Source organism: Cupriavidus sp. Met-2 (genome assembly GCF_049843575.1).
GTDB lineage: Bacteria > Pseudomonadota > Gammaproteobacteria > Burkholderiales > Burkholderiaceae > Cupriavidus > Cupriavidus metallidurans.
This window is the reverse complement of record NZ_JBBHZL010000006.1, coordinates 108,859-131,330: the sequence shown is the minus strand read 5'-3', so window position 1 is coordinate 131,330 and position 22,472 is coordinate 108,859. Positions and strand designations below refer to the sequence as shown.

Genomic DNA, 22,472 nt, shown 5'->3' with positions numbered 1-22,472 from the left:
GGATCAGTACAGTCTGCGATGATAAGCGGCGACGTCGGCTGTTTCCGCGCAAAAAAACCGAGGAACCGCTCGGTTGCTCCGGTTGGCGCATGGCCGAAGCGATGCCGTTCGCAAGGCTGCCACCGGGCGTCGGCGCCTTACAGCTTTGGCCCGGCAACGGATACAATCGCGCCATGTCCTGGATTCTTGCTGTCGAAACCTCCACTGAGTGGTGTTCCGTCGCACTCGGACGCGCCGGAGCAGACGGTGCTATCGAGTGTTTCTCCCGTCATGAGCATACCGGCGCGCGGTCGTCGTCGCGCGTGCTGCCGGCCGTGGGCGAAGTGCTGGCCGAGGCCGGTATCCGCCTGGCCGATTGCGCCGCTATTGCCTTTGGCGCCGGCCCCGGTTCGTTCACGGGCCTGCGCACGGCCTGCGGTGTCACGCAAGGCCTGGCGTTTGGCGCCGGGCTGCCGGTCATTCCCGTCAATGTCTTGATGGCCTGCGCGGAAAGTGCGCGTGCGGGCACGCCGTTGTTGCCCGCCGGCACGGCGGTGCTGGTCGCGCTGGATGCGCGCATGGACGAAGCCTATGCCGCCGTGTTCCGCTGGGAAGATGCTGCCAACGAATGGCGCATGGACGGCGACATGCAGGTTGTCGCGCCGGAGGCCGTGGCGCGGCCCGACGGCGATTTCTGGATTGCGGGCAACGCGGCGCAGGTGTTCGGCGAGCGGCTGGTCGTTGCGGCCCAGGCAGGGCGCGTGATGCCGGAGGCCATGCCTGACGCGCGTGCCATGGTAACGATCGGCCTGCGTGCGCTGGCGCGCGGCGAGACCATCGACGCCGCGGATGCCATGCCGTACTACGTACGCGACAAGGTCGCCCAGACCATCGCCGAGCGCGAGGCGGTTGCCGCCGCCAAGGCCGCTGCGGCAAAAGTTGGAGATGCAGCGTGAGTGTCGCTATCGCGCCGGTTCCCGATCAGCCCATCTGGCCGGCGACCCCGACCATGCCTGCGCTGCCCGCGGGCTGGGCGCTGGATCGGATGAGCGCGCTGGACGTGGAGGCGGTGGCTGAAATCGAACAACGGGCCTTCAGCCATCCCTGGACACGCGGTAACTTCGAGAATTCGCTCAAGGCCGGTCATCTCGGGCTGACCTTGCGCGATCCGTCGGCGGCGCTGATTGGCTACGTCATGTTGATGCCGGTGGTCGACGAGATGCATCTGCTCAACATCACCATCGATCCGGTGTTCCAGCGGCATGGCTATGGCCGGTTGCTGCTGGGCATCGCGCTGGCTACCACGCACGCTCACCAGCTTCATACCATGCTGCTAGAGGTTCGCCCGTCGAATACCGGTGCGCTGGCGCTGTACCTGGATGCCGGGTTCGTGGAAATCGGCCGCCGCAAGGGCTATTACCCGGCCACGGCGCTCGGGCGCGAGGACGCGCTGGTGCTGCGGCGCGACTGGTCGGCGGACCCGTCGGCGGCATTGTCGACCGAGGAAGGTACGGTATGAACCGTCGGGCCATGTTCCTCGAAGTGCTTGGCATCCCGGCCGAATGGGTGCCCCGCAGGGCGCCGGAAACCACTGAACTTGCTCAGGCCGAAGTCGCCGAAATAGCTGAAGAGGTCGCCGGTGCCGCGCGCCCGTCGGCGGAGCCCGCGCAGGTTGCGGTGTCTTCGGCCGTTGCGCCGGGATTGGCGGACTTCGCCGAAGTTGCCGAAGTCGCTGACATTGGCAAACCTGCCGCAGCACCGGATACCGTGCACGCCGTCAACGAGGCGGAGGTCGCGGAAACGATCGAAGCCTTCGATGCCCCTGGCCCAGCCCATGCCGTGGAAGTGCCGGTGCCTATCGCACTGGCGCCGGTGCAGGATGGCCGGGAAGCGTTGATTGCCACGATGGACTGGCCGGTGCTGGCCGACAGCGTTGCCGGATGCACGGCCTGTGGCTTGTGCTCGACGCGCACGAACACCGTGTTTGGTGTCGGTGATCAGCAGGCCGAATGGATGCTTGTTGGCGAGGCGCCTGGCGAAAACGAGGACCTGCAAGGCGAGCCGTTCGTCGGCCAGGCTGGCAAGCTGCTCGACAACATGCTGGGGGCCCTGGGCCTGGCGCGTGGCCGCAACGTCTATATCGCCAACGTACTCAAATGCCGTCCGCCCGGCAACCGCAATCCCGAGCCAGGCGAAGTGGCGCAATGCGAACCGTATCTGAAGCGCCAGATTGCGCTGATCAAGCCGAAGGTGATTGTGGTTCTGGGCCGCTTCGCGGCGCAGTCGCTGCTGCGTTCCACCACGCCGATCGGCAAGCTGCGCGGCGCGGTGCATAGCTATGAGGGCATCCCGGTGGTGGTGACTTATCACCCGGCCTATCTGCTGCGCACGCTGACCGACAAGGCACGCGCCTGGGAAGATCTTTGCCTGGCCCGCGAGGTACACGATCGTGCGGGAGCTCAAGCCTGATCTCGCGCAGGGCATCGCCCCGGGCGGGCCGGCACTGACCGGCGCCGACGGGCAGATGCCGCTTTGGCGGCGCGCGCCCTCGCAGCGTACCCGCGATCTGGCGTGGAGTTCCTTGTCGCCGCCGCTGCTTTCCCGGCTGCCGGATGGGGCCGATGTTGTGCGCGTGGCGCAATGGCCAGCCGGTGTGCGCGCCGCATGGCAGGACTGGCTGGCCCAGGCCGATCCGTCCTCGCTCCCCGAGACCATCACCGAACTGAGCCACCACGCCGATGCCAACGACGGTCGCAGCCTCCGGCTGGGCCGCCATGCCGAACGGTTGCTGCACTTCGCCTTGGACCATGCGCCGGGCATCGAACTGCTGGCGGCCAATGTGCCTATCCGCCGCGCCAATGGGCATGGCGTGCAGACGCTCGGCGAACTCGACGTCGTCTGGCGCGATCCCGCCGTCATGGAAACCGTGCATTGGGAAATGGCGGCCAAGTTCTATTTGATGGTCGATGGCATCGAGGACCGGTGGCTCGACCTTCGCGCGTTTGTCGGGCCGAATCTCGTAGATCGGCTGGGCGACAAGCTCGACCATATCGTGCGCCGGCAATTGCCGCTGGGCCGCACCGCAGAGGCGAAGGCCGCGCTCGGCCACGCGATCGACCGGAGCGAGGTCTATCTGCTGGGCTGGCTGTTCTATCGGGACGGGGTGACGCCGCCGGGGCTGGATGTGTTGGGTATCGCCCCCGATCACCAGCGTGGCTGGTGGTCCACGCTGGATGCCTGGATGGGCCGTGCGTCGGAGCGGGCAGGTCAGGGGAGTGGCGCGGCGCGCTGGTGCCGTCTGCAGCGTGCAGACTGGCTGTCTGGCGCGCGCGTGCCGGAGGCCGAAACCGAATCAGCCGAAGTGCTTCATGCGGTGCTGACGGAACGATTTACCGACGCGCATCCAGACCACGGCTGGCGGCGCGATGCGCCTGTCATGGTTTGTGAACTGGAGCCCGCCGGGACCGATCAGCCCGGCATTTGGGTGGAGCGTTCGCGCGGCTTCGTCGTGCCGCCCGGCTGGGAAGCGCGCGCCATTGAACGGGCGCGCAGGGATTGACCGGCGCGGGGTGATGGCCCCGCCAGCAGGGCCGCAGGCCCCGCCTGGGTCAGTGGTGCTTGTCCTCGCCGATCATCGCCAGCGAGTTGTAGATCTTCACATTGTGCTTGTGCAGGCGCATGACCAGCAGCATGGTCGCGCAGATGAACAGGCCCAGCGCCACGATCACGAACCCGATCGGCACATTCAGTTTGATCAGCAGCGCGTACAGGCACAGCATCAGCAGCACCGACACATTCTCGTTGAAGTTCTGTACCGCGATCGAGTGACCCGCCGAGAGCAGCACGTGGCCGCGGTGCTGCAGCAGCGCGTTCATCGGCACCACGAAATAGCCGGACATCGCGCCGACGATCATCAGGAACACGTACGCGATGGCCATGTACAGCGGCATGTGCAGGCCGAACAGGTCCAGCGTCACATCCGGAATGGTGTCCTTGGTATAGAACGCCATGATCATCACCGTCACGCCCATGGCCACGCCAAACGGCAGCACGGACAGCGACTTGCGCAGCGGAATCCTTGCCGCCGCCATGATCGCGCCCACGGCCACGCCCACGGCCACTACGGCTTGCAGCAGCGCGCCCTGCGACAGGTTCAGGCCGAGTGACTTTTCCGCCCATTTGAGCACGATGAACTGCAGCGTGGCGCCCACGCCCCAGAACAGGGTGGTGACCGCCAGCGAGATCTGGCCGAGCTTGTCGCGCCAGAGCGCGATAAAGCAGTCGCCGAACTCCGCGATCAGCTTGACCGGGTTCTTTTCCTGCTGGGGATAGCGGGCGCCGGTGTCCGGAATGAACAGGTTGAAGATCGACGCGATCACGTAGAAGAACATGATCACCACCATCGCCGCTTCGGCCGGCGTATTGATGCCGGTGTCGACGTACGGCATGTCGAAGTGCAGCAGAATGGTGGAGACGTGAACCGAGATCAGCGCCCCGCCCACTACGGTGCCCAGGATGATCGAGCCGACGGTGAGGCCTTCGATCCACCCGTTCGCCATGACCAGTTTCTCGGGGGGCAGCAGTTCGGTCAGGATGCCGTACTTGGCCGGCGAATAGGCCGCTGCACCGAACCCGACGATCCCGTAGGCCAGCAGCGGGTGCAGCCCGAACATCATGATGGCGCAGCCGACTATCTTGATCGTGTTGGTGATCGCCATGACCTTGCCCTTGGGCATCGAGTCCGCGAAGGCGCCCACGAAGGCAGCCAGCACCACATAGGACAGCACGAAGAACAGCTTGAGCAGCGGAGTCATCCACTGCGGGGAATGTAATTCGGTGAGAAGGGCAATGGCAGCAATGAGCAGCGCATTGTCGGCCAGCGACGAAAAAAACTGCGCGGCCATGATCGTGTAGAAACCCTTCTTCATACCTTCGACTTTGTCTCCATCGCGGAAGCTCGCCTGGGCGGGCAAATGCGCGCCAGCAGGCAGCGCCGCGGCTTGCAGGGAACCTGTCGCTCCAGCTTTGTCAAAGTGGGGCGGTTGCGCAACATTCGCGTGCTTTGCCGCCTGCCTGACCGTCATTGACATATTGCTTCTCTTTTAAAACATTGCCGGAGCGTCCGGCTTTATATCACGAAACCGCGACATTTCAGCACACAGGCAAACGCGCATTGGACAGCATGTCGCCGCTTGGATTCCCGGAATTTTCGTCCGATTGTGTTCAAATATCGACTGCGCGATGCGAGAGCCGCAGGCCGGCGTTTCTGCCGGCCATCCACCACCGCCCGGTGTCCCCATCAACGCACGAATCCCGCAGGTTGCTGACCGGGTCTTCCCTGAAATGGTGCAAGACCGATCCGGCAGCCGGCCCAAGTTGTCTATTCCATGCCAAGACCCATTCAAGCCGTCATCCACCAGCCCGCGCTGGCCAACAATCTTGAGGTGGTGCGTCGCCAAGCACCCGCATCCCGCATCTGGGCGGTGGTCAAGGCCAACGCCTACGGCCACGGCATCCGCCGAGTCTTTGCCGGCCTCAAGGCCGCCGACGGGTTTGGCCTGCTCGATCTCTCGGAAGCCGTGCTGTTGCGCGACCTTGGGTGGCAGGGCCCGATCCTGCTGCTCGAAGGCATCTTCCAGGCGCAGGATGTACCGCTGCTCGAGCAATACCGCCTGACCACCGCCGTGCACTGCGAGGAGCAGTTGCGGATGCTTGAGCTGGCCCGCCCCAAGGGGCCGCTGGCGATCCAGCTCAAGCTGAATACCGGCATGAACCGCCTGGGCTTCCGTCCGGCGCAGTACCGCGCCGCCTGGGAACGGGCCCGGACCATGTCCTGCATCGGCAGCATTGTCCACATGACGCACTTTTCCGATGCCGACAGCAAGCGCGGCATTGCGCATCAGGTGGAAGCCTTCGAAGCCGCCACGGCCAACCTGCCGGGGGAGGTCAGCATGGCCAACTCGGCAGCCGTGCTCTGGCATCCGCAGGCGCATCGCAACTGGGTGCGTCCCGGCATCATCCTTTACGGCGGATCGCCCACCGGGGTGTCGTCCGATATCGCAGAGACCGGCCTGCAACCGGCGATGTCTCTCCATAGCGAGCTGATCGGCATACAGGATCTGCAACCGGGCGATACGGTCGGCTATGGTTCCATGTTTACTGCCGACCGCGCGATGCGGGTCGGGGTGGTGGCGTGCGGCTACGCCGACGGCTACCCACGCCACGCGGTGGGCTGGGGCGAGCGCCGCGCGCCGGTGCTGGTCGACGGCGTGCGCACGCAATTGGTGGGGCGGGTGTCGATGGACATGATCTGCGTCGACCTGACCCCCTGCCCGAAGGCAAAGGTAGGCACGCCGGTCACGCTCTGGGGCCATGGTCTGCCAATCGACGACGTGGCCGCCGCCAGCGGCACGGTTGGCTATGAACTGATGTGCGCGCTGGCGCCGCGCGTGCCGACTTCCGTTGCCACGTTGACCACCGCCGACGCCGTATAAATGGCCAAGACCAAGACGGTATACACATGCACCGAGTGCGGCGGCACCACGCCGCGCTGGGCGGGCCAGTGCCCACAGTGCAACGCCTGGAACACGCTGGTGGAAACGGTGGCGGATTCGGGTTCGTCCGCGGCACGCCGCTTCCAGCCGCTGGCGACGTCCGCTGTGGTGCGCAAGCTGTCGGAAATCGAGGCGGCCGATGTGCCACGCTTCTCGACCGGCATCGACGAATTCGACCGCGTGCTTGGCGGCGGCCTGGTGTCGGGTGGGGTGGTGCTGATCGGCGGGGACCCCGGCATCGGTAAATCGACCCTGCTGCTGCAGACGCTGGCCAACCTGTCGGCCAGCCGGCGCGTGCTCTATGTGAGCGGCGAGGAATCCGCCGCCCAGATCGCGCTGCGCGCCCATCGCCTGGGCGTGGAGGCCGCCACGCTGGGCCTGCTGCCCGAGATTCAGTTGGAGAAGATCCAGGCCACGCTCGAGGCCGACAAGCCCGAGGTGGCCGTGATCGACTCGATCCAGACGGTTTACTCGGAGGCGCTGACGTCCGCGCCGGGCTCCGTGGCACAGGTACGCGAATGCGCGGCGCAACTGACGCGGATCGCCAAGAGTACCGGCATCACGATCATCCTGGTCGGCCACGTAACCAAGGAAGGCAGCCTGGCCGGCCCGCGCGTGCTCGAACACATCGTGGACACGGTGCTGTACTTCGAGGGGGACACCCATTCCTCGCACCGCTTGATCCGGGCGTTCAAGAACCGCTTCGGCGCGGTCAACGAACTCGGTGTCTTCGCGATGACCGAGCGCGGCCTGCGCGGCATCAGCAATCCGTCTGCGCTGTTCCTCTCCCAGCATGAGGAGCAGGTGGCCGGTTCCTGCGTGCTGGTGACCCAGGAGGGCACGCGGCCATTGCTGGTCGAAGTGCAGGCGCTGGTCGACACCGCCAACGTGCCGAATCCGCGTCGGCTGGCCGTGGGCCTCGAACAGAACCGGCTGGCGATGCTGCTGGCCGTACTGCATCGTCACGCGGGCATCGCGTGTTTCGACCAGGACGTCTTCCTGAACGCGGTGGGCGGGGTCAAGATCAGCGAGCCGGCCGCCGACCTGGCCGTGCTGCTGTCGATTCATTCGTCGATGCGCAACAAGCCGCTGCCTCGCGGTCTGGTGGTGTTCGGCGAAGTGGGCCTGGCGGGAGAAATCCGCCCGAGCCCGCGCGGACAGGAGCGGCTCAAGGAAGCCGCCAAGCTTGGTTTCACGATGGCGGTGATCCCGAAGGCCAATGCGCCCAAGCAGCGGATCGACGGCCTGGAGGTCATCGCGGTGGACCGGCTGGAACAGGCCATCGACCGGGTCAGGCATCTGGACTGACGTGGAAGGAAAAAAAGCCCCGCCGAAGCGGGGCTTTTTCATTGGCGCCTTCTCTCGCAGCCTGTGCTGCCGGATCAGCGGTAGGTACCCACCACCCGCACGAACTTCTGGGTATCGTCGCCCGTGGTCGAGCGGATTTCGACGGTGCGCTGGTCTCCGGCCGAAGCGAAGGCCGGGAACGTGGCGCCGTTGCAGCTAACGAATGCGCTGGAGCCCTGCTTGGCGGTGCTGACCGTGACGGAGCGCTGCAGGTACGACGGCACGTTGGTCTGGATGAACGTGCGATCGCCCGCTGCGGGCGCGGGCGCAACTGCGGCGGCGAACTGGCGGCCGAAGGCGAGGGCGCGATCCACGGGCTCGGCGTTCTGTGTCCAGTTCACATCGACGGTGGTCTGGACGCCGGTCTTGCCGCCGCCCGTCGTCACGAAATCGAGACTGCCTTCCGCGATCTCGTTCCAGGTCTGGCGCGCGATGACCGACGGCATCAGCACGCCACCCGACGACGTCACGGTGAACGAGTCGTCCGGTGAGGTCGGCAGGGTGGTCTTGGGGGAAAGATCGCTGTTCAGGTACCAGACGTCGAATGTGTAGCTGGCGAAGGTCGGGATCGCGGCGATGTCGCCGTCGGACAGCGGCGCCGATGCATAGGTGTTGGCGCCCGAACTCAGCGACGACCAGGTCAGCGCGTCTCCAGCTTTCAGCGGCGTCGCGGCCAGCACCACGGTGCTGCTGGACTGCCCTGAACTGCTGATGACCGCGTTGGGCGCCACGGGGTCGTTGGCGGCATACGTCGGCGAGCCGTTCAGGTTCTGGATCACGAGGTTGGCGCTTGAGCCGCATACGCGCGAACGGGCCAGCACGACACCCGCGCCGGGCAGGCCGGGGCCCGTGACGCGCACGAGCTGCGCCTTGATGCCAAGGCCGGTCTGCGGATTCAGCAACACGCGCAGGCTGGTTTCATAGCGCGAAGCGATGCCCGCACCCGGATTGCGCTCGATCACCTTGCTGATGCGGCGCGTGACGGCAGCTTCGTACTGGCGCTGGTTGCCGGTCATCGTCCACGTGCCGGCGCGGTTGGTCACGCGGCGGGTGAACTGCGACGTGCTGCCGTCGGCACGCACGAACGGGAAGCGCACGAATGCCGTGGCCTCGCCGCTATCGGCCTTGCCGTTGAACAGCACGACCGGGGCCTGGAAGACGGCGCCGTTCATGTCGGTCGACGAGAACAGGGCGGAGAAATCGACGGCTGCCGAATAGCTGTTGTTCAGATAGTCGCTGGCGAATGCCGGCGCGCACGCCGTGAGCAGCGCGGTGGCGCTGGCACGTGCGGCCGGCGCGGCGGTGAAGCAGGCTTGCAGGTTCGCGCGGATTGCTTCGAACGTGCGGGCATTGGTGGAGGTCGTCGGCGTGGGCAGCGCGGCGGGCGGCTTGGTCAATGCGCTGGCGTCGAGCACGGCTTCCGGAATGGAACCGCCCGTGAGTTGCGCTCCCCGGGATGCCAGCTTGACGCCGTTGGCGGTCAGGGTCACGTGGACGAGGTCGATGACCGCGTCGGCGCCCTGGCCCTCGGTGGTGAGCGGGGTGGAGATCGGGTCGAAGCTGCCGGCGTTCATTCCGGCACTGGCTGCGACATTGGCCAGCACGGCACGCAGGGCGGCCGTGGCTTGCTGCACGCCGGCGCTGCTGACCTTGCTGTTGAGCGCGCTGGCGCCGGTCAGGTCGGCCGGATTGCCGCCGGCCAGCAATGCCGCAAGCGCGGTAGTCAGTGGCGTCACGTTGGCCGTGACCGTGGCGCCGCTCGCGGGTTTGGTCGGCAGCACGGACACATAGGTCACGGTCTCGCCACCGGCCGTGCCGGTTGCCTGCAGGGCGAACGGCGCGCGGAAGCCGGATACGTCAAAGCTGTACCGTCCGTTTGCGTCGGCGAGGCGGGTGCCGACGGTCTTGCCATCGGCATCGAACATGGTGACCTGCGCGCCGCCCATGAATGCACCGGATGCCGCAGTGCCTTGCACCGTTGCGGCTGGCTGGCTGCCGCCGCCATTGCTGCCACCGTTGCTGCCGCTATCGCCGCCACCACCACATGCCGCCATCACCGCAACCGTCATGACGCCGAGCACGGGCGTCCAGATGCGCGAGCCACGCCCGCGCAACGTCTCTTGAATCCCCATTTGATTTGATTTCCCTGAGTACCGGATGGCGAGTCCGGCTGTCTTATTGGATTTCTTGCGTTCGCCGATCCGAGAGGATATTCACGTGACGATGATGCTGTTCCCCACTTTGGTGGGGTGTGGCGAGTGCGACACAAAGGCCGGCCACGCTTGACGGCGGACCATGCGCGGGCACCTTGTCAACGCCGAATCGGGTCGATGCGGCAATCCGCCACAGCTGCCGGCGAGGCTGGTTGCCGGGGCGCAACGAAGACATCGATGAAAATGGGTAATAATCGCGTCGAAGAAATTTCGCACCCGATGCCCATGCAAGCCAATTCCCGAACCTATTTCCTGCTGATCGCCATCGTCTCCTTTGCGATGGTCGGTGCCGCGCTGTATATGCAGTACGCGGAGAACCTGCAACCGTGCCCGCTCTGCATCATGCAGCGCTTCGCGTTCATTGGTATCGGTATCTTTTCGTTGCTGGCGGTCATCGCGCAGAACACGCGCACGCTCTGGCAGGGCCTGGGGATGCTTTCCGGCGTGGGCGGCATTGCCGTGGCGGGCTACCAGGTGGCGTTGCTGATGAACCCGAAGGCGTCCTGCGGCATCGACCCGCTGGAGAACTGGGTCAACTCGCTGCCCACGGCCAAGCTGCTGCCGCAGGTGTTCTATTCGGATGGTCTGTGCACGGCACCCACGCCGCCCATCCTGGGCCTTTCGATCCCGGCGTGGTCGCTGATCTGGCTGCTGATTCTGACGCTGACGCTTGCCGTCGGGCTGATTCGCCGCGAGAAGCATTTCCGCTGAGCGGCGTGGTTCTTGGCCGTCTTGTCCCTCTTGTCCCTCGTGCCCGAGCTTGTCCCCTCCCGCGTGTGGTAGAGGGGCACAAGCTTCAGGTCGATTGAGATGCCTCAGGCGATCTGCTCGATCTGCTCCTGCAGTTCGAGCCAGCGTTCCTCCAGTTGCTCGAGTTCGCCGGTGACTTCGCCCTGGCGCTTGAGCATGTCCTTCAGCTTCGTCTTGTTGGTGTCGTCGTAGCTCGACGCGTCGGCCATGAACGTGTCGATCGTGGTCTTGTCGGCTTGTAGCACCGACATCCGCTTTTCCACCTTTTCCAGTTCCTTCGTCAGCGGCTTGCGCAGTACCGACAGGCGCTGGCGCTCGTCAGCTTCTGCGCGGCGCTGGTCCTTCCGGTTGACCACGGGCGCGGCTTCGGCGGCGTGCGCGGCCGTGGCCGCGTTGCGCTTGGCGGCCGCCTGTTGCAGCAGCCAGTCGCGGTAGTCGTCCAGATCGCCATCGAACGGGCGGATCGTGCCCTCGGCCACGAGCATGAACTGGTCCGAGGTGGCGCGCAGCAGATGTCGGTCGTGCGAGACCAGGATCAGCGTGCCTTCGAACTGGGCCAGCGCCATCGTCAGCGCTTCGCGGGTGTCGAGGTCCAGGTGGTTGGTCGGTTCATCTAGCAGCAGCAGGTTCGGCTTTTGCCAGACGATCAGGGACAGCGCCAGCCGGGCCTTCTCGCCGCCCGAGAACGGTTCGATCGGCGACGTCGCCATGTCACCGCGGAAATTGAAGCTGCCCAGGAAGTCGCGCAGTTCTTGCTCGCGCACGTCCGGCGCCAGCCGCGCCAGATGCTGGAGCGGCGAATCGTGGTCGCGCAGCGTTTCCAGCTGGTGCTGGGCGAAGTAGCCGATCACGAGTCCCTTGCCCAGCCGGACGGTGCCGTTCAGCGGCGCCTGCGTGCCGGCCAGCGTCTTCACCAGCGTCGACTTGCCCTGGCCGTTCGCGCCCAGCAGGCCGATGCGCTGGCCGTTCTGGATCGACAGTGCAAGGTTGTGCAGGATCGTGACGGGCGGGTCGGCCTCGGCATAGCCGCAGTCCACACCTTCCAGCACCATCATCGGGTTCGGCGCGGAATCGGGCTCACGGAATTCGAAAGCGAAGCCCGCTGCTACGTGCACCGGCGCCAGCCGCTCCATCTTCTCCAGTGCCTTCACCCGGCTTTGCGCCTGGCGTGCCTTGGTGGCCTTGGCCTTGAATCGGTTGATGAACGACTCCAGGTGCGCGATTTCCTTCTGCTGGCGCGCGTAGGCCGACTGCTGCTGCGCCATCTGCTGCAGCCGCATCGTTTCGAACTGCGTGTAGTTGCCGCCGTAACGCTTCAGTTGCTGGTTCTCGATATGCACCGTGACGTTGCAGATCGCGTCGAGGAATTCGCGATCGTGCGAGATCATCACCAGCGTGCCGGGGTAGCGCGCAAGCCAGTCTTCGAGCCAGACGATGGCGTCGAGGTCCAGGTGGTTGGTCGGTTCGTCAAGCAGCAGCAGGTCCGACGGACACATCAGCGCCTGCGCCAGGTTCAAGCGCATCCGCCAGCCGCCCGAGAACGATGCCACGGGCTGCGACACCTGCGGCAGCGTGAAGCCCAGGCCCAGCAACAGCGCCTCGGCGCGCGCGGCGGCGGTGTAGCCGTCGGCGTCGGCATAGGCTGCATGGGCTTCGCCTTCGGCCGAGCCATCGCCGCTGGCTTGGGCGGCGGCTATCCGAGCCTCGATCTCGCGCAGGCGGGTATCGCCATCGACCACATAGTCCACGGCGGAGCGGGTTACCGCTGGCGTCTCCTGCGCCACATGGGCAATGCGCCACTGGGCGGGCAGGAAGACGTCGCCGCCGTCGGCGTGCAGCTCGCCGCGCAGCATGGAGAACAGCGTGGACTTGCCACTGCCGTTGGCGCCGACAAGGCCGACGCGCTCGCCCGGATTGAGCGTCACGCTGGTGTGGTCGAACAGCACCTTGGTGCCGCGCTGGAGGACAAGCTGGTCGATTCGGATCACGGAGGAGACGGGAGGCTAATGCTGGAAACGGTTTTTCGGCAGGCCGGCATTGTATCGCGCTGGCATCCAAAGACTGTCGCTACGGGCTATGTTCGGCCGCTTGTTCTGAGGGATTACCCCTAATCGGCCACTTTTCACTCTCCTGGTACAGCAATTGCGTGTAAATTTATTTACATAGACGGTTGCACCGGGAAAGTGCGTTTTCATCAAAGCGCGATGCCGGTCCTGGTGCGCCAATCATTGTTTCGCGCTGATTCGCGCGGTTTTGAATGGATCCTGTAGTCCCGAGATGCCAGACGGCCTGCTAATTTCCGAGCGTATTGCACGCGCCTTGCCAACGTTGACGCCCGCGCACCAGCGCATGGCGCAGTACGTGCTGGAGAACCCGTTCCGTGCCGCCACGATGCGGATCGACGAGTTCGCCACGGCCGTGGACGTATCGGTGGCCACGGCCAACCGCTTTGCGCGCGCGCTGGGATTCGAAGGCTATCCGCAGTTCCGCACCGAACTGGTACGCGGCTTCGAGGCCACGCTGGCCCCGGTGGAGCGATTGCGCGACGAACTGGCGCGCCCCACCACGGCGGCGGAGGTGTTCGCGGCCTCGCTCGAGGACGGCATCCGTAACCTGGAAGCCACGCGCCGCGCGCTGGACCCCGAAGCCTGCGAGCGTGCGGTGTCGGCGATCCTGGAGGCGGAGCGTGTCTACGTGATGGGTTTTGGCGCCAGCGGATTCCTGGCCGGGCTGCTGCAGCACGGTCTGGAGATGCATTGCCGCATGGTCACGTCGGTGTCCAATTCGGGTGGCGCATCCCATGCGGGACGGCAACTGTTCAAGTTGCAGCCGCAGGATCTGGTTATCGCCATCGCCTTTCCGCGTTACGTGACCGACACGATCATGCTGGCCCAGCGCGTCAAGGAGCACGGCGGCCGATTGATGGCGCTGACCGATGGCCCGGCATCGCCGCTGGCACCGCTGGCTGACTACACGCTCTACGCCAATACCGGATACCGGTTCTCCGCCAATTCCGATGCCACGGTTCTGGCGCTGATCGAGGCGCTGTGCGGCGCCGTGGCGCACCGGTCCGCGCGGTCGGTCAAGGCGGCCGCCGAAATGACCGAGTTCCTGCTGCCCTGGCTCCACGGCGCGCCCGACGCGCGTGGTGGCCGGATTGCCGCGAAATCTTCCGACTGATCCCCGACCGAAGTAGAAGGACCCCATGCCTCAAGCTGTTATCGCCATCCACGGTGGCGCGGGCACGATCACCCGTGCCGCGATGAATGCCGAGCGCGAACGCGAGTACGCCGCCGCGCTCGAGCAGGTACTGCTCGCTGGCCAGCGCGTGCTGGCCGACGGCGGCAGCGCGCTCGACGCGGTCACCGAAGCGGTGCGCCTGCTCGAAGACTGTCCGCTGTTCAACGCCGGCCGGGGTGCCGTGCTGACCCATGCCGGCACTTTCGAACTCGACGCGGCAATCATGGATGGCCAGACGCTGGGCGCCGGCGCCGTGGCCTGCGTCAAGCGCTTGCGCAACCCCGTGCTGGCCGCGCGTGCCGTGCTGGAACGCAGCGAGCATGTGCTGTTTGCCGCCGAGGGCGCCGAGGCGTTTGCCGAAGCCCAGGGGCTGGAACTGGTCGGGCCCGAGTACTACTTCACGCAGGCCCGCCACGATCAATGGGTGCGTGCGCAAGCCAGTACCGGCATGGCGCTGCTCGACCATGACGCGGCTGCACTGGCCGCCAGGGCGGGGGCTGCCGATCCGATCGATCCCGACAACAAGTTCGGCACGGTTGGCGCGGTGGCCTGCGATGCCGCTGGCAACCTCGCCGCGGCCACGTCGACCGGCGGCGTGACCAACAAGCAGGTGGGCCGCGTGGGCGATACCCCGATCGTTGGGGCCGGCTGCTACGCGGACGATGTCGCGGCAGTCTCGGCCACGGGCACGGGCGAGATGTTCATCCGCACCGTGGCCGCGTTCGACGTCTCGGCGCAAATGCGCTACGCCGGGCTGTCGCTCGAGGAATCGGCGCGCCGCGTGGTGATGGAAAAGCTTCCCGCGATTGGCGGCCGTGGCGGCCTGATCGCGGTGGACCGTGCCGGCAACGTCACGCTACCGTTCAACACGGAAGGCATGTACCGAGGCGTGGCACGCGTTGGCGAGCCGGCCACTGTCTGGATCTACGGCTGATATGGCAAAGACCGTTTCGAAACAAGGCATCGTGCTGCCGCCCGAGCGCGTGGTGGCCGTCGACAACCTCACCGTGCGCTTCGCCACCTCGGAGCGTACCGTCGAGGCCGTGCGCAACCTGTCGTTCCATGTCGACCGTGGCGAAACGCTGGCCGTGGTTGGCGAGTCGGGCTCGGGCAAGTCGGTGACGTCGCTGGCGTTGATGCGCCTGGTGGAGCACGGTGGCGGCAAGATCGCCAATGGCGCCATGGCGCTGCGCCGGCGCAATGGCGAGGTGCTCGATCTGGCCAATGCCGGCGAATCGACGTTGCGCAAGGTGCGCGGCGCGGACGTGGCGATGATCTTCCAGGAGCCGATGACCTCACTGAATCCGGTGTTTCCGGTTGGTGAGCAGATCGCGGAGTCGATTCGCCTGCACCAGGGCAAGAACAAGGCCGCGGCCCTTGCCGAGGCGCTGCGTATGCTGGAACTGGTGCGCATTCCGGAAGCACGGCGCGTGCTCGACCGCTTCCCGCATCAGCTCTCGGGCGGTATGCGGCAGCGCGTGATGATCGCGATGGCGCTGTCCTGCAAGCCGGGTTTGCTGATCGCGGACGAGCCGACCACCGCGCTCGACGTGACGATCCAGGCGGAGATCCTGCAGCTTATCCGCAATCTCCAGGCAGAGATGAACATGGGCGTGGTCTTCATCACGCACGACATGGGCGTGGTGGCCGAGGTGGCCGATCGTGTGCTGGTGATGTACCGGGGCGAAAAGGTGGAGGAGGGCACGTCAGACCAGGTGTTCCACGCGCCCGCCCACCCGTACACGCGCGCGCTGCTGTCGGCCGTGCCGAAGCTCGGGGCGATGGCCGGCACCGATCTGCCGGCCCGCTTCCCGCTGGTGCAGATGAGCGACACCGACAAGGTGGTCGAGGAAGCGCCGCAGGACACCATTCCGGCAGGCGCCGAGCCGATCCTGCGCGTACGCGACCTGGTGACGCGCTTCGATGTGCCAGGCGGCCTGTTTGGCAAGGTCACGCGCCGCGTTCACGCGGTGGAGCAGGTCAGCTTCGATCTCTACCCGGGCGAGACGCTGGCGCTGGTTGGCGAGTCGGGCTGCGGCAAATCGACCACGGGACGTTCGCTGTTGCGGCTGGTCGATTCGCAGAGCGGCACGATCGAGTTCGCAGGCCAGAACATCAGCCAGATGCGGGGACCGGCGCTTCAGGCGCTACGCCGCAATATCCAGTTCATCTTCCAGGACCCGTTTGCGTCGCTGGACCCGCGCGTGCCGGTTGGCTACTCGATCATGGAGCCGCTGCTGGTGCACAAGGTGGCCAGCGGCAAGGAAGCCGAGGCGCGTGTCGCCTGGCTGCTCGAAAAGGTGGGCCTGACAGCCGCGCACGCATCGCGCTATCCGCACGAGTTCTCGGGCGGCCAGCGCCAGCGGATCTGCATCGCGCGCGCCCTGGCGCTGAACCCGAAGGTGGTCGTCGCCGACGAATCGGTGTCGGCGCTCGACGTGTCGATCCAGGCGCAGATCGTCAACCTGATGCTCGGCCTGCAGCGCGAGCTGGGCGTGGCCTTCCTGTTCATCTCGCACGACATGGCCGTGGTGGAGCGCGTAAGCCACCGCGTGGCCGTGATGTATCTGGGCCAGATCGTCGAGATCGGTCCGCGTCGCGCTATCTTCGAGAACCCGCAGCACCCATACACGAAGAAGCTGATGTCGGCGGTGCCAATTGCCGATCCGGCCCGACGCCACATGAAGCGCGAGCCGCTTTCCGACGAGATTCCCAGCCCGATCCGCGCGGTCGGCGACGAGCCAGTGGTCCAGCCGCTGGTTGCCGTAGCAGGCAGTGGCGCGCACGGACATTACGTAGCCCGGCACGCCGTCGGCGGCGCCTACTGAAGTTCGTTTTCCTCAAGGAGAAGTGAAGATGTCTGACCGCAAGGTTTCGTTCCGCCTGATGGCCGGCGCCGCCGCAGTGGGCGCCATGGGCATGATGGCTGCCGCGCCGGCATTCGCCGCCAAGGACGCGGTGATGGCCGTGTACTCCACCTTCACCACGCTGGACCCGTACGACGCGAACGACACGCTGTCGCAGGCGGCGGTGAAGTCGTTCTACCAGGGCCTGTTCGGCTTCGACAAGGACATGAAGCTGGTCAACGTGCTGGCCGAGAGCTACGACGTCAGCAAGGATGGCCTGGTCTACACGATCAAGCTCAAGAAGGGCGTGAAGTTCCACGACGGCACCACGTTCGACGCGACCGCCGTCAAGGCCAATCTGGACCGCGTGACCGATCCGGCCAACAAGCTCAAGCGCTACACGCTGTTCAACCGTGTGGCCAAGACCGACGTGGTGGACCCGAACACGGTGCGAATCACGCTCAAGGAGCCGTTCTCGCCGTTCATCAACGTGCTGGCCCACCCGTCGGCGGTGATGATCAGCCCGACCGCGCTGAAGAAGTACGGCAAGGAGATTGCCTTCCACCCCGTGGGCACCGGACCGTTTGAGTTCGTGGAATGGAAGCAGACCGATTACCTGAAGGGCAAGAAGTTCGCGGGCTACTGGAAGACCGGCTATCCGAAGATCGACACGATCACCTGGAAACCTGTGGTCGACAACAACACGCGCTCGGCCGTGATGCAGACCGGCGAGGCCGACTTCGCGTTCAGTATTCCGTTCGAGCAGGCCGCGGTGCTCAAGGCCAGCCCGAAGGTGGACCTGATCGACGGGCCGTCGATCATCCAGCGCTACCTGTCGCTGAACACGATGGTCAAGCCGTTCAACGACCCCAAGGTGCGCCAGGCGATCAACTACGCGATCAACAAGGAGGCGCTGGCCAAGGTGGCGTTCGCCGGCTACGCCGTACCGTCGGCCGGCGTGGTGCCACCGGGCGTGGATTACGCCGAGAAGCTGGGCCCATGGCCGTACAACCCGGCCAAGGCGCGCGAGCTGCTCAAGGAAGCCGGCTACCCGAACGGCTTCGAAACCACGCTGTGGTCGGCTTATAACCACACCACCGCGCAGAAGGTGATCCAGTTCGTGCAGCAGCAGCTGCAACAGGTGGGCATCAAGGCGCAGGTGCTGGCACTGGAAGCTGGCCAGCGCGTGGAACGCGTGGAGTCCGTGGCCAAGCCCGAGGACGCCGGCGTGCGCATGTACTACGTGGGCTGGTCGTCGTCGACCGGTGAGTCGGACTGGGCGCTGCGTCCGCTGCTGGCTTCGGAAGCGATGCCGCCGAAGCTGCTGAACACGGCCTACTACAAGAACGACCAGGTCGATGCCGATATCGCCAACGCGCTGCGCACGACCGATCGCGCCGAGAAGGCCAAGCTCTACAAGGACGCCCAGGAACAAATCTGGAAGGACGCGCCGTGGGCCTTCCTGGTGACCGAGAAGGTGCTGTACGCGCGTTCGAAGCGCCTGACTGGTGCCTACGTGATGCCCGACGGCTCGTTCAACTTCGACGAGATCGATATCAAGCAGTAAGCGGTTGACATGTCTTCGGTGTTTGCCCCTCTCCCATGCATGGTGAGAGGGGGAGTACCGCAGTAGAGCAGTAGAGCAGTAGAGCAGTAGAGCAGTAGAGCAGTAAGAGTGGTTGCAAGTCGCGGTATCGCAGTACTAATAACAAGCTGTATGCAGTAAGCCGTGTGGCTGCCTGCCCGTATACGCGGGGTTGAGGGCGGGCGGCCGGCGGTCCTCAATTTTCCGTTGCCTGATGCTGAACTACTTCCTTAAACGACTTCTGGGCGTGATACCCACCATGCTGATCGTGGCGGTGTTGGTATTCCTGTTCGTCCATCTGCTGCCCGGCGATCCGGCGCGGCTGGCCGCGGGCCCGGAGGCCGACGCGGACACCGTGGAACTGGTGCGCAAGGATCTCGGGCTCGATCGCCCGATGCCGGAGCAGTTCGTGCGTTACTTCTCGAACGCCCTGCGGGGGGACTTCGGTACCTCGCTGCGCACCAAGCGACCCGTTTCGGAAGAAATCGGCGACCGCTTCCTGCCCACGCTGTACCTGACGATCGCGTCGATGGTCTGGGCCGTCATCTTCGGCATGACCATCGGCATCTGCTCGGCCGTGTGGCGGAATCAGTGGCCGGACCGCCTGGGCATGACGCTGGCGGTGTCGGGTATCTCGTTCCCGGCCTTCGCGCTGGGGATGCTGCTGATGGAAGTGTTTTCGGTGCAGCTTGGCTGGCTGCCGTCGATCGGCGCCGATAGCTGGAAGCACTACATCCTGCCGTCGCTGACGCTCGGCGCGGCCGTGGCCGCCGTGATGGCGCGATTCACGCGCGCATCGTTCATCGAGGTGCTGCAGGAGGACTTCGTCCGTACCGCACGCGCCAAGGGCGTGCGCGAGACCGTGGTCGTGATCAAGCATACGCTGCGCAACGCAATGATTCCCGTCGTGACGATGATGGGCCTGCAGTTCGGCTTTCTGCTGGGCGGCTCGATCCTCGTCGAGAAGGTGTTCAACTGGCCCGGCCTCGGCCGCCTGTTGGTGGATGCCGTGGAGATGCGTGACTACCCGGTGATCCAGGCCGAGGTGCTGCTGTTCTCGCTCGAGTTCATCCTGATCAACCTGGTGGTGGACGTGCTGTACACCGTGATCAATCCCACCATCCGCTATAAATAAGGAGGCTGGCATGTCCGATATTTCCACGCCCGCCGCTCCCGAGGCCGCCAGCGTCCCGGAGGCCGTCCGCACGCCCTGGACCGAGTTCTGGCGCAAGTTCCGCAAGCAGCATCTCGCGCTGGCCGCCGGCGCGTTCGTGCTGCTGCTGGTGGTGGTCGCGATTCTGGCGCCGCACATCGTCCCGTACGACCCCGAGAACTTCTTCGACTACGACGCGCTCAACGCAGGCCCGTCGGCTGCGCACTGGATGGGCGTTGACTCGCTCGGGCGCGACATCTTCAGCCGCATCCTGGCCGGTACGCGCATTTCGCTGGCGGCCGGCTTCTTCTCGGTGATCATCGGCGCGGTCATCGGCACGGTGCTGGGCCTGCTGGCCGGCTACTACGAGGGCTGGTGGGACCGCATCGTCACGCGCATCTGTGACGTGCTGTTCGCGTTTCCGGGCATCCTGCTTGCGATCGCCATCGTCGCGATCCTGGGCAATGGCATGGTCAACGTGATCTTCGCAGTGGCGGTGTTCAGCATTCCAGCCTTCGCGCGCCTCGTGCGGGGCAACACGCTGATGCTCAAGCGGCTCACGTACGTGGAAGCGGCACGCAGCATTGGCGCATCCGACTGGACGATCCTGATGCGGCATATCCTGCCCGGTACCGTGTCGTCGATCGTGGTGTACTTCTCGATGCGGATCGGCACGTCGATTATCACTGCGGCTGGCCTGTCGTTCCTGGGTCTTGGCGCGCAACCGCCCACGCCCGAGTGGGGCGCGATGCTGAACGAGGCGCGCGCCGACATGGTGACCGCGCCCCACGTGGCGATTTTCCCGAGCCTGGCGATCTTCCTGACCGTGCTGGCGTTCAACCTGCTGGGCGATGGCCTGCGCGATGCGCTCGATCCGAAGATCGACCGGCGTTGATGGCACCTTCAGCACGCATTGAACACAAGTCGAGCACGATGATGGATATCCCCGTGATTGGCACGTTGCCGGTGGGCCCTCGCAATGCGATTACCGACGTGGCTGGCGTGACCGTCGGCCACTGCACGCTGGCCGACGGGGCTTGCCAGACCGGGGTGACGGTGATTCGCCCGCACGCGGGCAATGTCTACCGCGAGAAGGTGCCCGCAGCGGCCACCGTGCTGAACGGATTCGGCAAGAGCATCGGCCTGGTGCAGGTCGACGAACTCGGCGTGATGGAAACGCCGGTCGCGTTGACCAACACCTTCTCTGTTGGCGCACTGGCACAGGCGCAGATCCGCGCGGCCATTGCCGAGAACCCCGAGATCGGCCGCGCCTGGCCCACCGTCAATCCGCTCGTGTTCGAGTGCAATGATGGCTATCTGAACGACATCCAGGCGATGGCGGTCCAGGGGATGCACTACGACAGCGCCCTGGCGGCCGCGAGCGTGGATGTCGCGCAAGGCGCGGTGGGCGCGGGGCGGGGCATGTCATCGTTCGGCGTCAAGGGTGGTATCGGCACCGCATCCCGCATTGCGGGCGGCTACACGGTTGGCGCGCTGGTGTTGTCGAACTTCGGCACACCGGATTCCCTGATCTACGGCGGCAGGCTGCTGGGCGCGGCGCTTGCTGGCCAACTGAGGCAGGAGATCGTCCCGGAGAAGGGATCGATCATCATGATCGTGGCCACCGATGCACCGCTCGACGCGCGGCAGCTAGGCCGGCTTTCGCTGCGCGCCGGCGCGGGGCTGGCGCGAACGGGTTCCGTATTTGGCCATGGCTCTGGCGATATCGCGCTGGCGTTCTCGACGGCGTACACCGTGCCACATCTGGCCGACGTACCGATGCCGGCCGTGCAGATGGTGCATGAAACACGGCTCGACCCGCTGTTCCGCGCCGCGGCTGACAGCGTGGAGCAGGCCATCGTCAATGCGCTCTGGCATGGCGAAACCGTTCATGGCCGCGATGGGCACACCCGTCGGGCACTACGAGACCTGTTGCAGGAACTGATGGCATGAAGATTCTGGTTTCCACCGACATCGAAGGCGTGGCCGGCGTATTCCACGCCGAGCAAACACGCGCGGGGAATGGAGAGTACGAACGCGCGCGTGCCTGGATGACGGCCGAAGCCAATGCCGCCGTGCAGGGCGCATTTGCGGGTGGCGCCACCGAGGTGTTGGTCAACGATTCGCACGGGGGCTTCCGCAACCTGCTGCCGGATCAGATCGACCCGCGCGCGCAACTGGTGCTGGGCAAGCCGCGCTATCTGAGCATGATGGCTGGCGTCGAGCAGGATTGCGACGGCGTGTTCATGATCGGCTATCACGGCCGGGCGCAGAGCCGTGGCGTGCTGGCCCATACGATCAACAGCGGCGCGTTCGCGCGCGTCTGGCTCAATGGGCTGGAGCTGGGCGAGGCGGGCATCTACGCCGCATTGGCCGGCGAGTTCGGCGTGCCGGTGATGCTGGCCAGCGGCGATGACGTCTTCATCGCGGAAACGCAGCCGCTGATGCCTTGGGCGCGCTACGTGCAGACCAAGGCCGCGGGCGGGCAGGGCAGTGGCACCTCGTTGTCGCCCGCTGCCGCTCGTGAAGCGATCGCAGTGGCCGCCGAGTCCGTGACGCGCGATGCGATCGTCCAAGCCAAGGCACGTTGCTTCGAACTGCCTGGGCCGGTGAGTTGCCGCCTGCAGACAACGACCACCGCCCACGCCGACCTGTTCTGCCAATGGCCCGAGTTCGAACGGGTCGACGGTGTCACGCTGACATTCACGGGGCCAACCGTGCAGGCTGTGGTGCGGATGCTGAACTGCTGCTCGGCGATGTCGTTCATGCTGAAGTAGTTGTTTTCCCCGTTTTCCCGCAACGCGG

18 protein-coding genes are annotated in these 22,472 nt (G+C 65.6%); 15 read left to right on the top strand and 3 right to left on the bottom strand.

Annotation, left to right across the window (positions count from 1 at the left end; all coding sequences use genetic code 11):
• Window positions 1-173: 173 nt before the first annotated feature.
• Genes tsaB through WD006_RS15130 form a run of 4 tightly spaced genes read left to right on the top strand, consistent with a single transcriptional unit; the run spans window position 174 to window position 3,538 of the window.
• A complete protein-coding gene (tsaB, locus tag WD006_RS15145; RefSeq protein WP_029308084.1) occupies window positions 174-935 on the top strand; it encodes a tRNA (adenosine(37)-N6)-threonylcarbamoyltransferase complex dimerization subunit type 1 TsaB in 762 nt (253 codons plus the stop codon).
• Window positions 932-1,498 carry a ribosomal protein S18-alanine N-acetyltransferase gene (gene rimI / locus WD006_RS15140; protein WP_029308083.1) on the top strand — a complete coding sequence of 189 codons (567 nt, stop codon included), beginning with the start codon at window positions 932-934 and terminating at the stop codon, window positions 1,496-1,498. The genes tsaB and rimI overlap by 4 nt, the downstream gene beginning before the upstream one ends.
• Window positions 1,495-2,448 carry a uracil-DNA glycosylase gene (locus WD006_RS15135; RefSeq protein WP_029308082.1) on the top strand — a complete coding sequence of 318 codons (954 nt, stop codon included), beginning with the start codon at window positions 1,495-1,497 and terminating at the stop codon, window positions 2,446-2,448. Before rimI ends, WD006_RS15135 begins: the two co-directional genes overlap by 4 nt.
• Window positions 2,429-3,538, top strand: a complete 1,110-nt coding sequence (locus WD006_RS15130; protein ID WP_029308081.1) for a DUF1853 family protein — start codon at window positions 2,429-2,431, stop codon at window positions 3,536-3,538. The genes WD006_RS15135 and WD006_RS15130 overlap by 20 nt, the downstream gene beginning before the upstream one ends.
• A 49-nt stretch (window positions 3,539-3,587) precedes the next feature.
• Here the strand turns inward: WD006_RS15130 and lplT are convergent, their stop codons facing one another.
• Window positions 3,588-4,907: a lysophospholipid transporter LplT gene (lplT, locus tag WD006_RS15125; RefSeq protein ID WP_011516156.1), complete on the bottom strand. Its 1,320-nt coding sequence runs from the start codon at window positions 4,905-4,907 to the stop codon at window positions 3,588-3,590.
• Between the two features lie 459 nt (window positions 4,908-5,366).
• Here lplT and alr point away from each other — a divergent pair, with 459 nt between their 5' ends.
• Both alr and radA read left to right on the top strand, forming a co-directional pair.
• Window positions 5,367-6,473 carry an alanine racemase gene (gene alr, locus WD006_RS15120; RefSeq protein ID WP_011516157.1) on the top strand — a complete coding sequence of 369 codons (1,107 nt, stop codon included), beginning with the start codon at window positions 5,367-5,369 and terminating at the stop codon, window positions 6,471-6,473.
• A complete protein-coding gene (gene radA, locus WD006_RS15115; protein WP_029308080.1) occupies window positions 6,474-7,841 on the top strand; it encodes a DNA repair protein RadA in 1,368 nt (455 codons plus the stop codon).
• Between the two features lie 74 nt (window positions 7,842-7,915).
• On the opposite strand, the gene WD006_RS15110 is transcribed toward radA, so the two are convergent.
• A complete protein-coding gene (locus WD006_RS15110) occupies window positions 7,916-10,012 on the bottom strand; it encodes a hypothetical protein (protein WP_029308079.1) in 2,097 nt (698 codons plus the stop codon).
• A gap of 306 nt (window positions 10,013-10,318) precedes the next feature.
• On the opposite strand from WD006_RS15110, the gene WD006_RS15105 reads away from it, so the two are divergent.
• Entirely contained in the window at window positions 10,319-10,804 is a 486-nt protein-coding gene (locus WD006_RS15105) for a disulfide bond formation protein B (RefSeq protein WP_008649101.1), read from the top strand.
• 104 nt (window positions 10,805-10,908) lie between these two features.
• Here the strand turns inward: WD006_RS15105 and WD006_RS15100 are convergent, their stop codons facing one another.
• Window positions 10,909-12,831, bottom strand: coding sequence for an ATP-binding cassette domain-containing protein (locus tag WD006_RS15100; RefSeq protein ID WP_029308078.1), 1,923 nt, complete (start codon window positions 12,829-12,831; stop codon window positions 10,909-10,911).
• A gap of 289 nt (window positions 12,832-13,120) precedes the next feature.
• Here WD006_RS15100 and WD006_RS15095 point away from each other — a divergent pair, with 289 nt between their 5' ends.
• From WD006_RS15095 to WD006_RS15060, 8 genes are all read left to right on the top strand, one after another.
• On the top strand, window positions 13,121-14,023 hold the full coding sequence (locus WD006_RS15095) for a MurR/RpiR family transcriptional regulator (RefSeq protein ID WP_029308077.1): 903 nt from the start codon (window positions 13,121-13,123) through the stop codon (window positions 14,021-14,023).
• A gap of 25 nt (window positions 14,024-14,048) precedes the next feature.
• Window positions 14,049-15,017 (top strand): isoaspartyl peptidase/L-asparaginase family protein, encoded by a 969-nt coding sequence (locus WD006_RS15090; RefSeq protein ID WP_029308076.1) that lies wholly within the window; start codon window positions 14,049-14,051, stop codon window positions 15,015-15,017.
• Between the two features lies 1 nt (window position 15,018).
• Window positions 15,019-16,911, top strand: coding sequence for a dipeptide ABC transporter ATP-binding protein (locus WD006_RS15085; protein ID WP_011516163.1), 1,893 nt, complete (start codon window positions 15,019-15,021; stop codon window positions 16,909-16,911).
• A 28-nt stretch (window positions 16,912-16,939) separates the two neighbouring features.
• Entirely contained in the window at window positions 16,940-18,496 is a 1,557-nt protein-coding gene (gene gsiB, locus WD006_RS15080; RefSeq protein WP_029308075.1) for a glutathione ABC transporter substrate-binding protein GsiB, read from the top strand.
• Window positions 18,497-18,728: 232 nt separating this feature from the next.
• The gene (gene gsiC / locus WD006_RS15075) at window positions 18,729-19,649 is read left to right on the top strand and encodes a glutathione ABC transporter permease GsiC (protein ID WP_008649095.1); all 921 of its coding nucleotides are present in this window, start codon (window positions 18,729-18,731) and stop codon (window positions 19,647-19,649) included.
• Window positions 19,650-19,659: 10 nt separating this feature from the next.
• A complete protein-coding gene (gene gsiD / locus WD006_RS15070; RefSeq protein WP_011516165.1) occupies window positions 19,660-20,562 on the top strand; it encodes a glutathione ABC transporter permease GsiD in 903 nt (300 codons plus the stop codon).
• Window positions 20,562-21,620, top strand: coding sequence for a P1 family peptidase (locus tag WD006_RS15065; protein WP_029308074.1), 1,059 nt, complete (start codon window positions 20,562-20,564; stop codon window positions 21,618-21,620). The genes gsiD and WD006_RS15065 overlap by 1 nt, the downstream gene beginning before the upstream one ends.
• Window positions 21,617-22,444, top strand: a complete 828-nt coding sequence (locus WD006_RS15060; RefSeq protein WP_029308073.1) for a M55 family metallopeptidase — start codon at window positions 21,617-21,619, stop codon at window positions 22,442-22,444. The genes WD006_RS15065 and WD006_RS15060 overlap by 4 nt, the downstream gene beginning before the upstream one ends.
• Window positions 22,445-22,472 lie beyond the last annotated feature (28 nt).

What these genes read in the sequence shown, in the direction of transcription:
- WD006_RS15105 (WP_008649101.1), top strand. Translation starts at nt 10,319, where the DNA reads ATGCAAGCCAATTCCCGAACCTATTTCCTGCTGATCGCCATCGTCTCC.
- lplT (WP_011516156.1), bottom strand. Translation starts at nt 4,907, where the DNA reads ATGAAGAAGGGTTTCTACACGATCATGGCCGCGCAGTTTTTTTCGTCG.
- WD006_RS15110 (WP_029308079.1), bottom strand. Translation starts at nt 10,012, where the DNA reads ATGGGGATTCAAGAGACGTTGCGCGGGCGTGGCTCGCGCATCTGGACG.
- radA (WP_029308080.1), top strand. Translation starts at nt 6,474, where the DNA reads ATGGCCAAGACCAAGACGGTATACACATGCACCGAGTGCGGCGGCACC.
- tsaB (WP_029308084.1), top strand. Translation starts at nt 174, where the DNA reads ATGTCCTGGATTCTTGCTGTCGAAACCTCCACTGAGTGGTGTTCCGTC.
- WD006_RS15135 (WP_029308082.1), top strand. Translation starts at nt 1,495, where the DNA reads ATGAACCGTCGGGCCATGTTCCTCGAAGTGCTTGGCATCCCGGCCGAA.
- WD006_RS15085 (WP_011516163.1), top strand. Translation starts at nt 15,019, where the DNA reads ATGGCAAAGACCGTTTCGAAACAAGGCATCGTGCTGCCGCCCGAGCGC.
- gsiC (WP_008649095.1), top strand. Translation starts at nt 18,729, where the DNA reads ATGCTGAACTACTTCCTTAAACGACTTCTGGGCGTGATACCCACCATG.
- gsiD (WP_011516165.1), top strand. Translation starts at nt 19,660, where the DNA reads ATGTCCGATATTTCCACGCCCGCCGCTCCCGAGGCCGCCAGCGTCCCG.
- gsiB (WP_029308075.1), top strand. Translation starts at nt 16,940, where the DNA reads ATGTCTGACCGCAAGGTTTCGTTCCGCCTGATGGCCGGCGCCGCCGCA.
- WD006_RS15090 (WP_029308076.1), top strand. Translation starts at nt 14,049, where the DNA reads ATGCCTCAAGCTGTTATCGCCATCCACGGTGGCGCGGGCACGATCACC.
- alr (WP_011516157.1), top strand. Translation starts at nt 5,367, where the DNA reads ATGCCAAGACCCATTCAAGCCGTCATCCACCAGCCCGCGCTGGCCAAC.
- WD006_RS15095 (WP_029308077.1), top strand. Translation starts at nt 13,121, where the DNA reads ATGCCAGACGGCCTGCTAATTTCCGAGCGTATTGCACGCGCCTTGCCA.
- WD006_RS15060 (WP_029308073.1), top strand. Translation starts at nt 21,617, where the DNA reads ATGAAGATTCTGGTTTCCACCGACATCGAAGGCGTGGCCGGCGTATTC.
- WD006_RS15065 (WP_029308074.1), top strand. Translation starts at nt 20,562, where the DNA reads ATGGCACCTTCAGCACGCATTGAACACAAGTCGAGCACGATGATGGAT.